The following is a 10615-nucleotide window of genomic DNA, read 5'->3' on the forward strand; positions in this document are numbered from 1 at the left end:
AATTAAACAAGACTATTATTTCTGCACTACACACCAATAGCCAAAGGTATCGATAGATATGAAGGGAGTAGATGTTGTATATGTGTTTATTTATGAGAAAATAGCAAGACCAGTATTAATGGTTAAAAATGAACGTTCAACTTAGCCTTTACCATATGTCCATTAACTTAAGAAATTAGTTATTCCCAAAACGATAAAAATGAATGTCGGTTCTATAAAAAACACAAATTTTTCGTTTAGGGGGTACTTTAAAAAATTAGGTTGATGGCAATGTGGCAGCATCCCTTAAATAGCTTCGAAGAACTCTATTCTAAAAAATACATCTATATTTTACCGGTGATGATAAGTTAATTAAAGTTGATGGATAGCCAAACTCCATTGAAGCATCTATAAATTCTTCTAAATGTTGCACCGATTCAGTGACTATTTTCACCAAATAACTATATTGTCCGGCTAATCTGTGGCACTCAAAGACCATGGGATTTTCTTTACAAAAATTTCTGAATTGTTGACATTTTTTTGATTCAAACAAAACAAAAGCTGTTACATTCTTATTTAACTTCTCTGGATTTATAACTGCCCTATAGGCTGTAATAATATTTTTATCCTCTAATTTTTTTACTCTTTCTTTTACAGCAGGTGTTGATAAGTTCACCATTTTTCCTAGTTCAGTCATAGATATACGTCCATCTTCTTGAAGAATATGTAAAATTTTTCGATCAATATGGTCCATTCTAAACATCCCCTTTTTATTTAAAGCAAAACGCCTATAATGAATAAATTTTTTAAGTCTTTTGGATGAAACAGCTAATAATTTGTATTTAAACAAGATTATATTATATTTATAATTTTATGTATATAATGAAAAAAATGTTATTGGAGGAATAAAAATGGGACTTGAGATGAGGAAATGTTGTGAGAAATGTAATAATAAGATTGAAGAGCAATCTTTGGCTTTTATTTGCACACATGAATGTACATTTTGTGAGGAGTGTACAAAATTAATGAATTATGTATGTCCTAATTGTCAAGGAGAACTTGTCAAAAGACCTAGGCCCCTATCTAGTAGTGTCTGCTCTCTTAACATGTAACAACACTACTTATTAGGTTCGTAACGAAATAGGTTCAAAAGATAAAAGGGGGCGATATTATGATTACTAGAATGAAGAAAGATATGGAGAACATATATATAAATTATAGCATAAAGGAGTTTTTATATTGAACCAAGCTTTGCTTATTATTGATGTCCAACAAGAATTAGTTGATGATAATAACGAAACTAAAAATGTGCTTAATAAAGAAGCATTGTTAGATAATATTAATTTGGTTATTAATAAAGCACTAGAATCACATGCTTTGATTATCTTTGTGAGGGATAAAGATGTTGCTGATGGCAAAGGTACAGGTTTTCAAATACACCAGACAGTAAAAGTGCCAACCAATGCAAAAATATTTGATAAAGTAGCTACAAATGCGTTTTATGGTACACTATTAATGGATTTTTTAAAGGAAAACGAGATCGAACATCTTGTTATCATGGGATGTAAAACAGAACACTGTATTGACACAGCAGTTAGAACTGCAACGGTGCATCATTTTGATGTTACTTTAGTTGGGGATGGTCATTCAACGACAGATTCTTCAATCCTATCTGCTGAAAAGATAATAAGTCATCATAATGAAATACTTCATGGTCATTACAATGTTGACAATTTTTCTGTTGTTCGGGCCAGCCGAGAGGATTTGTTTCAACCAATTCATAACAATTACCGATAAATCACTATTTACCCTGTTAAATTGAGAGCCTCAAAAAATTATTGATCTACAGCAATCAGGCGTGATTGTGGAATAACCCAAACCATATTTAAACGAATGTGTGTTATTATATTTTTAATATGGAATTATATCACACCAGAAACTAAAAAAGTTTATTTTAACCCCGTTCTAAAATTGGAACGGGGTTATGCGTATTTAAGACATTAAAATAATATCAAATACATTTCTTTTAATTGTACATTTAATGGTTTATTTCTTAGATAGAAATTTCGTTTTGGGGACACTTCAAAATATTAGCTTGATGGGCATGGGTTCAAGCAGCTTAAAGTATTTTTATTATTTCCACTGTCTACTTGACAGGGAACTGTTCACATGCGGCTGAACCCCATACCCATCAAGCTAGTGAAAAGAAACACCCCAAAACGAAAATTTTATCTCTTCATAGTTGTCTATGGAAATCCAGTTCATTTGTTGTTTTAGGAAATAATGAATTTCTTAACTTGATGTTGGTGTGGTGAGATCCCTAAAAGATGATCTCTTTCCTTATTTTATCCTTTTACTTTATTAACTGATAAATTCAAACGATAATTTCCAAATATAAGAATCTCATTTAACAAATTATTTAACTGTTCCTGTGACTCTAAAAAAACTTTTAATATATAGCAACCTTCTCCACTTATCTTATGAGCCTCTACAACAGAATCTTTTGTTACAATAAAATCTAAAAACCTAGAATGTTCATTTGTCTTCATAAAAATAGTGATAAAAGCCAAATGAGATTTCCCTAATTTCATCTCATCTAATAAAATTGTATAGGCTCTTATAATTCCCTCTTCCTCCAGTTTTCTAATCCTATTCGCAACAGCTTGCCCAGTCATATGTATTTCTTTACCAATATCTTTCCACTGTACCCTCGAATTCTCTTTTAACAAACCTAATATCTTAATATCTATATAATCAACCATATTCTTAAATCCTTTCACGACGAAATTATTTGAAGCTAAACTCTTTCATGAGAATATTACTAATTTCATTTCATCTCCCTATAATAGAATTATAAAATAATTTTCAGAATATTGGGGGATGAAAAATGAAAACAGCTTTAGTATTAATTGATATTCAAAACGATTATTTTCCTAATGGAAAAATGGAGTTAAGTAAACCATTAGAAACTGTACAATATGCAAAACAAGTTTTAGATTTCTTTCGAGACAAAAAAAGACCTATTTTCCATGTCCAACATATTTCAACTAAAGAAAATGCTACTTTTTTTCTTCCAAATACTGAAGGAGCAGAAATACATCAAGAAGTAAAACCATTGGAAGAAGAATATTTGATACAAAAACATTTTCCAAATAGCTTCCGAGATACTAAATTATTAAAAGTTCTTCAAAAAGAAAATATTGACACTCTTGTTATATGTGGAATGATGACTCATATGTGTATAGATGCAACTGTAAGAGCTGCTAATGATTTAGGGTTTCACTGTATTGTTATAGAAAATGCTTGTACTACAAAAGATTTAGCATTCCAAGAAAACATTATTCCTGCCCAACAGGTACATCGATCTTTTATTAGTGCTTTAAACAACGTATATGCGGAAATAACCACATCAAACGCCCTGACACAAAAAGCAACTATATAAAACATAACACATCATTATTGGTAACGAGGAAACAGGCGGATCCTTTACTCCCACCAGGGATCTACCTGTTTCTCTTTGCATTCGTTTATACATCTTTATATATATTTCTATCCTAGCGCGGCTTTTGCCTCCCCACTGTTCCCTATGTCTCCCTATTTTTCGCATAAAATCTTGTAGGGGTACGGCAAAGATTACTACTTTTGGGGCCGCTCATTATTTAAGTTAACAGAATTAAAGTTCTGTTAACTTAAAGTGGCGAGTGGCCCCTATGAGCCGTCCTAAAAAGTGAGCAGCGTTTAAAAAGGTATACCTTTACAAACAGGTAAAGAACATCTATGAAACATTGAAATATCAAGTTTATAAAGGTGAGTTGAATTATTTTATAAACGTTTATTTTTAATGATTACCTTTATAAACAAAAGTGGTATAATTGTGGTAATAAATGTAAGGGGAGTCTCGAACGTGGCAAATATTTATGGATATATACGTGTAAGTACAAAGGAACAAAATGAACAACGTCAATTACATAAGATGATGGAACGAGGAGTGGAAGCTCGACGTATTTTTGTCGATAAAGCAAGTGGACGACATTTTGATCGTCCTCAGTACCAATTATTACGAAAAATATTAAGTACAGGTGATATTGTTTATATAGATGCTTTAGATCGTATGGGACGTAATTATGATGAAGTAATTGCGGAATGGAAATACATAACAAGAGAATTACAAGCAGATATTGTTGTTTTAGAAAATGAAACCCTGTTTGATAGTCGTAAATTCCGTGAAATGGGTGACATGGGACGATTAATGGAAGATCAATTTTTATCTTTACTTTCCTATGTTGCAGATCAAGAACGAAAAAAAATTCATCAGAGACAAGCAGAAGGGATTGCGGTAGCTAAATCTCAAGGGAAACATTTAGGTCGTCCTCAGTTGAACCTTTCGACCTTAAGCTCAAGGCAATTACTTCTAATAGAAGAAACTTATCCGAAGTGGAAAAATAGAGAAATAACTGGGGTTCAATTCATGGAGGTGCTAGACTTGAAGAAAAATACTTTTTACAAAGTAATAAAAGAATATGAAAATACATTAAATGTCGGAGACTAAAATATGAAGAGTAAATTAATGATTGTGCTATGCCTTATAGGGATAATGGTTCCTAGTTCAAAAACTTTAGCAAATGGAGAAATTATTACAAAAAAAGAAGTGCGTAATTATTATTATATTGTAGATAAAGAAAACAACAATTATACGTGGAAAATTGGTTATAAAAGTTCTAATTCAATAATAAAGGAAAATAAGGAAAATGAGTTGGACTTAGAAGATTTTCGAAATGCCGTTAACAAATTAAGCCAACAAAATTTAGAATTGTATGTATCAATAGCATATTTGGTCATATTACTTTTAATTCTCTTAATATCTTTCATAAAAAAGAAAAATGATATTCCAAAATCGTTTTTGATATTCATGTTTGTTCTATTAATAATATCAATAAATGCTGTAGTGCAGACATCAATTAGTTTATCTGGAACAGATAAAGAAGTACAATTTCTTTATCTAAGACTAACTCACTAAAAAAGATCCCCTAATATTGGGATCTTTTTTTCAAAAGGCTGGATTTTGGTAACAAACTTTTCACTTAACGTACAGTGTATCAGTTAAAATGTGTCCAGATTGTATCTAAACGTACAATTTTCTTTTTTGGATATGGTGAGGCCATCGCCATCAACTTAAGAAATCAATCACCCCCAAAACTAAAAAAATAAACTAAACTCCCATGGATACTTATGAAAAGAAGAAATTTTTGGAACTATAAGAGTTAGTAATAAATTTCTCAATATGGATATTAGCACCATTGTTAGTTATAATATTCAAATTCAACAGTTAATGTAATATGATGAAAAAGTGATGGTTATCACCCTATTTGTTTCTCCTTATGCCATAGATAAGACCGAGCTCCTGGTCTTATCTTTTTTTGCATATTTTCTTAGAGGGGAAGAGTGAAGAAATACACGGATAAACATCCTGACATGAACCATGCAATTAAATTACAAAAACATACCAATAAAACAGTAAAGGAAATATGTCAGATTACAGGAGTGAGTCAGGATGCTCTATATCGTAGATTAAAAGAACTTGAATAAAGTTCTTTTTTGATTTGTAATTAAACCCCAGAGTGGCCCCTCATACCCTGAATCGTTTCCGCACCCCTTTATGGAAAAGTTTCCCACATTTGATATACTATTAAGTGCGAAGGTTTTTTTTTTGAAGCTGGAAGAATTACATTATTATTAAACTAACAAAGCAGGTTAGTTTTGTAAGGAAGTCATTATCTATATTGAATTGGAGGAATTAAAATGTATATGGAACAAAAGATACTTGAATTACTTAACGAATTATATCCAGTGAATTTTATTAAAGTCGAATCAGTAACAAATGAAATGTATCGGTGTATTGCAGAACAAGGTGACTTCTTCGCTAGAATAACGAACTATAAAACATATGATGAACAGTTAGAAGAGGTTAAATATACAAACTTTTTATATAATGAAGGATTTGGTGTCCCGCCTACCATATCTTCTTTAAACGGTAAATTAGTAGAAAATATAACACTTGATAAGGACGTTTTAACTGTTTTATATAATGCAGCTTCTGGTGTACATTTACCAAGAAGTCAATGGAATGCCAATGTATTAAAAGAATTAGGTCGGCAAATCGGTAGATTACATCGTTTATCAAGGAAATTTGAAGATATAATGCCGACTAAATATATCAACGATTGGCATGATAATGAGGAATATGATTTTCATAAATATATCCCTAAAGAAGAAAGTACTATTAGAGAAATAGCACATAAGGTGTTATCTACAATTAAAAATTTGCCAAAATGTAATTCTACATATGGTTTACTACACGGGGATTTATGGTTAGAAAACATATTAGTAGATAGTGATTCGAAATTGACAATGGTTGATTTTCAAGATTGTGAAAAACATTATTATATATTTGATTTAGCTGTTCCAATATATAGTGCGCTGGAGTATTCGTTTGTAGGGAATGGCAACATAGTTGACTATGGACGTTCTATTACGAAAGCAATAATCGACGGATATCAAGAGGAAAATGATATATCTCCAGAGATGTTAGAGAAACTTTCTCTATTTATTAAATTGAAGGAAATATTTGAATATAACTTAATGCATATGTACTGGAATAAAGAGAGGTTAACTGAAGAACAAATACGAATAATGAACCACTTTAGAATAAGGATTGAACATAATTACTCTATTCTTAATATTTAACCAACTTTTATTATTAAACTAAACTACGTTAATCATGTTTAGGGGCATAGCATAAAATTTCCTATGGCACTTGCGGTTCTGGTGCAAAGATAAAATAAAAGAGAATATAGCGCATATATTTCTAGTGGAATTGTATTTGATGCTGCTAGCCCGAATAATTAATGGATGAATTCTTTCTGGTTTTGAACAGACTGATCCTGTAAATCAATATGTTCTTTTTTGATCATATGCATGGCTTCTACTCCTGCAAGAATGCATGTAGCTGTGCTAAAAGACTTGAACCCTAACATAGAACGCACACGTTTCTTAATCAAACGATGATCTTGTTTCACTATATTATTGAGATATCTAACTTGTCTTAGCTTTATGGGGTCACCTTACATGCCCATCAACTCAAGAGATTTTAATACCCTCAAATACCAGAAAACGTTATCCTTTCTAAAAAAGATAAATTAGAAAGGATGGCGTTTTCTTATGAATCCCTCGATTCAAAATGAACTACTACCATTTGCAGAAGAATTACAACGATATGTTACACCTGTATTCTTAGAAGAACTTGCAAGAGAAATCGGATTTATAAAACGAAAACGAAAGTTTTCTGGATCAGACTTAGCTACCATTTGTATTTGGATCAGTCAACGGGTGGCAAGTGATCCCTTAGTCCGATTATGTAGCAGGCTTCATGCAGCTACTGGTACTTTACTCAGCCCTGAGGGCTTAAATAAACGTTTAAATGCGAAAGCAGTTTTGTTTTTACAACATATTTTTTCTTTACTGTTACAACAAAAAATATGTGAACAAACACAGATTTCTAACCAACTCTTCTCTTATTTTGAGCGAATCCGTATCCTAGATGCCACCGTATTTCAAGTGCCAAATGCTTTAGAGAATGTATATCCAGGCTCTGGAGGATGTGCCCAAACAGCCGGAATCAAAATTCAATTAGAATACGATCTACACAGTGGGGAATTTCTTAACTTTCAAGTTGGACCAGGAAAAAATAATGACAAAACCTTTGGTACAGAGTGCTTAGATACCTTACGACCAGGGGATTTATGTATTCGTGATTTGGGTTATTTTTCATTGGAAGACTTAGATCAAATAGATCAACGAGGTACATACTATATTTCTCGTTTAAAATTGAATACGAATGTATATGTGAAAAATCCGAGCCCATAATACTTTAAAAATGGTGCAATTAAGAAACAATCGGAATACATACAGATTGATGTGAAACAGATTTTAAATCAACTACAGCCCGGAGAAACGATTGAATTAAAACACGCTTATATTGGTGATAAACAACAACTGTTTGCACGAGTCATTTTTAATCGATTAACAGAAAAACAACTCCAAAAACGACGAGCTAAGATTGCTGAAAAAGAAAAATCAAAAAATAGAACGTACTCAGAGAAAAGTAAAATGGTAGCAGGATTAAACGTGTATGTGACGAACACACCTTGGGAATGGGTTCCGATGGAACAGGTACATGAGTTATATACTTTGCGTTGGCAAATAGAGATTGTCTTTAAAACGTGGAAATCACTCTTTAAAATAGATCATTATCGTAATGTAAAACAGGAACGATTAGAGTGCCAACTATATGGAAAGCTAATCGCTATTTTCCTGTGCTCCTCTACTATGTTTAAAATGCGTCAACTCCTTTTACAAAGGAAAAAAAGAGAATTAAGCGAATACAAAGCAATAGGAATGATCCAAGATTATTTATATCTTCTGTATCAAGCTATACAGAAAAACACCCAAGAACTAACAAAGATTCTAATCCGCCTATTCCACCTCCTAGAGAAGAATGGACAGAAATCTCATAGATATGAGAAGAAAACAGTCTTTGATATTATGGGTGTTGTCTATGAGTATAGTGGACTTGGAAAACAAAAGAAAGCAGCATAATTTTTAAAAATGATACCTATCTAGGTTTATTTGGTATGCTCATTTTTAAAGACACAAAATATTTTAAGTTTTTTTCGTTCATATGAACGAAAGTTCATTTTATTTTCCTTCTTAAGTTGATGGGCATGGGGTAAATATGAGTAAAAAAAGAAAACAGAGGAAATATAATCAAAGGCAGCAGGCTATAAAAATGAAGCAAATGGTGCCGGAAATTAATTCGTCTAATGGAATATTAAGATCGATAGCTAAAATAATATATGGTATTTTTTGTGTTGATGATGGCATTATATTTTCTATATGTCATTTTGTTTGGTCTGTTCGAGGAAGATAATGAAACTAATAAAAAGACGAACGGAAATGGCTCTTCAGATTCATCATGGGGATATTGGGATAGTGATAATGGGTGTGATAGTAGCAGTGGTAGTGGATGTGGCAGTTCAGGAGATGGCGGAGGCGATTAGGAGTTAGCTATCTCTTATTATGTTTATTAAAAAACACCTCAAAGAATAATCTGTACCCTTTGTAAAGGACATTTTAAAAAAAGTTAGGCAACATCAAGAAGATGATTTCTGTATTCAACAGGAGTCATCTTTTTTAAATTCCATTGATATCTATAGTGATTATAGTACGTCATATATTTCTTAATCTCTTGTTTCAACTCAGTAAAAGACTCGCGAGTTTCTATATGTGCCTCATCTTTCAGATGACCAAAAAACGATTCTTGTGGGGCGTTATCCCAACAGTTTCCTCTTCTTGACATGGATTGTCCGAGCTTTAGCTTTTTGACTAATTTTTGATAGGTAGGGCTTGTATAGTGGGCTCCTTGATCTGAATGAATATATGCACCTTCAGTCAATCGAATCCTCTTATTCCTTTTTAGTTTATGAAGAGTTGTCGTTACGAGGTCTAATGTCATCTGTTCTGAAACATGGTAAGCTAAAATCTCATTGGTTGAGCCATCTAAAATTGTAGACAAATAAGCCCTTTTATTCTTACCGTAAACTAAATAAGTGATATCTGTAAGAAGCGTTTTTCCTGGGATATTTTGTTTGAATTCTCGATTTAATCGATTTGGTACTACTCGATGTTCTTTTGTCTTTTTCAGCATTCTTTTATAAGGGTTCGCTTTACGAATCGGACAGACAATCTCATATTTCTTCATGATTCTACGGATACGCTTTAAATTGTAGACAACTTGAAAATGACCCGCCAATGTCATCTTTATTTGACGAGCCCCTTTCTTTCGATTTCTAAATCGAAGTGCTTTCAGTATGATTTCTTTCACGATTTCATCTTGATCACTCTTTTGTTTCCGCTGTTCTTGAGATGAAACGGAAAAATAATTATAGTATCCCGAACGGGATACACCAGTTACTTTACACAAGTGACTCACCATATTTCTTAAGTTGTATTTTATGATGACAGAACGAATCAAGATATATTTCTGACTAGGTGGTAACGTTATTTCTTTCCCATCCTCCCTTCCATAAGTTTGATCTTTTTTAACAGCTCATTTTCGGCCTTTAGTAAGTTTCGTTCAGCTTCCAAGCGTGCATACTTTTCTTCTAATGTAAGTTCTCTTTCTAACTTTCTTCTAGAGTTTTCTTTACGTGTATCCCTTAAACCAAATACGCCATTTTCTTTATACGAGGCACGCCATCTATTTCCTGATGACACAACACGCTGTATTCCAATTACATCTATATCAAACCCACATTCTTCAAAAATAACTCGGGGTAGTTTTCCTTTTTCATTTTCCTCAATAAAAATACGTTTAAATTCATCTGTATAGGTGAGCCCTTTCTCACTTACAGATTTCACATATGGGTTACTTGATAGAACTTGCATTTCTTTTTCTGTAAATAACTTTTTTGTCATTTTGAATTTTCTCCGATTCTATTTTTTTCTTATTATACAAGAAATACCCTATGGAATAGACTTTTTTTAAGTGTCTATTCCATAGGGTACATTTTAGTCTTTG

General features: G+C 32.2%; 11 protein-coding genes and 2 pseudogenes. 9 read left to right on the plus strand and 4 right to left on the minus strand.

Annotated features, from left to right (window positions below):
• Nucleotides 1-310 precede the first annotated feature (310 nt).
• Nucleotides 311-733 carry an Lrp/AsnC family transcriptional regulator gene (locus MHH45_RS25070; RefSeq protein WP_016131863.1) on the minus strand — a complete coding sequence of 141 codons (423 nt, stop codon included), beginning with the start codon at nt 731-733 and terminating at the stop codon, nt 311-313.
• A gap of 157 nt (nt 734-890) precedes the next feature.
• Here MHH45_RS25070 and MHH45_RS25075 point away from each other — a divergent pair, with 157 nt between their 5' ends.
• Nucleotides 891-1091: a DUF1272 domain-containing protein gene (locus MHH45_RS25075; protein ID WP_016115896.1), complete on the plus strand. Its 201-nt coding sequence runs from the start codon at nt 891-893 to the stop codon at nt 1089-1091.
• A gap of 127 nt (nt 1092-1218) precedes the next feature.
• The gene (locus tag MHH45_RS25080) at nt 1219-1776 is read left to right on the plus strand and encodes an isochorismatase family protein (protein ID WP_016115895.1); all 558 of its coding nucleotides are present in this window, start codon (nt 1219-1221) and stop codon (nt 1774-1776) included.
• Between the two features lie 548 nt (nt 1777-2324).
• Here MHH45_RS25080 and MHH45_RS25085 read toward each other — a convergent pair.
• Nucleotides 2325-2741, minus strand: a complete 417-nt coding sequence (locus MHH45_RS25085; protein WP_088094299.1) for an Lrp/AsnC family transcriptional regulator — start codon at nt 2739-2741, stop codon at nt 2325-2327.
• 125 nt (nt 2742-2866) lie between these two features.
• Here MHH45_RS25085 and MHH45_RS25090 point away from each other — a divergent pair, with 125 nt between their 5' ends.
• The 5 genes from MHH45_RS25090 (at nt 2867) to MHH45_RS25110 (ending at nt 6723) form a co-directional block, all read left to right on the plus strand.
• Complete coding sequence (locus MHH45_RS25090; protein WP_016115893.1) at nt 2867-3421, plus strand: cysteine hydrolase family protein; 555 nt, start codon at nt 2867-2869, stop codon at nt 3419-3421.
• Between the two features lie 462 nt (nt 3422-3883).
• Complete coding sequence (locus tag MHH45_RS25095) at nt 3884-4528, plus strand: recombinase family protein (RefSeq protein WP_016115892.1); 645 nt, start codon at nt 3884-3886, stop codon at nt 4526-4528.
• A 3-nt stretch (nt 4529-4531) separates the two neighbouring features.
• Nucleotides 4532-4996, plus strand: coding sequence for a hypothetical protein (locus MHH45_RS25100; RefSeq protein WP_016115891.1), 465 nt, complete (start codon nt 4532-4534; stop codon nt 4994-4996).
• 425 nt (nt 4997-5421) lie between these two features.
• Nucleotides 5422-5565: a resolvase gene (locus MHH45_RS25105; RefSeq protein WP_077293793.1), complete on the plus strand. Its 144-nt coding sequence runs from the start codon at nt 5422-5424 to the stop codon at nt 5563-5565.
• Between the two features lie 213 nt (nt 5566-5778).
• On the plus strand, nt 5779-6723 hold the full coding sequence (locus MHH45_RS25110; RefSeq protein ID WP_016115890.1) for a phosphotransferase enzyme family protein: 945 nt from the start codon (nt 5779-5781) through the stop codon (nt 6721-6723).
• Nucleotides 6724-6881: 158 nt separating this feature from the next.
• Here the strand turns inward: MHH45_RS25110 and MHH45_RS25115 are convergent.
• A pseudogene (locus MHH45_RS25115) lies at nt 6882-7091 on the minus strand (DDE-type integrase/transposase/recombinase); the annotation flags it as partial.
• A gap of 106 nt (nt 7092-7197) precedes the next feature.
• Between MHH45_RS25115 and MHH45_RS25120 the strand changes: the two are divergent.
• Nucleotides 7198-8634, plus strand: a pseudogene (locus tag MHH45_RS25120) (IS4 family transposase).
• 275 nt (nt 8635-8909) lie between these two features.
• Nucleotides 8910-9095 carry a hypothetical protein gene (locus tag MHH45_RS25125; protein WP_016115887.1) on the plus strand — a complete coding sequence of 62 codons (186 nt, stop codon included), beginning with the start codon at nt 8910-8912 and terminating at the stop codon, nt 9093-9095.
• Nucleotides 9096-9178: 83 nt separating this feature from the next.
• Here the strand turns inward: MHH45_RS25125 and MHH45_RS25130 are convergent.
• A protein-coding gene (locus MHH45_RS25130) for an IS3 family transposase (protein ID WP_088094298.1) occupies nt 9179-10512 on the minus strand; the annotation gives its coding sequence in 2 pieces (ribosomal slippage) (nt 9179-10128 and nt 10128-10512; 1335 coding nt in all).
• Nucleotides 10513-10615: the final 103 nt, after the last annotated feature.

The sequence above is a fragment of the Bacillus sp. FSL K6-0042 genome (genome assembly GCF_038006685.1).
Classification (GTDB): Bacteria; Bacillota; Bacilli; order Bacillales; family Bacillaceae_G; genus Bacillus_A; species Bacillus_A pseudomycoides.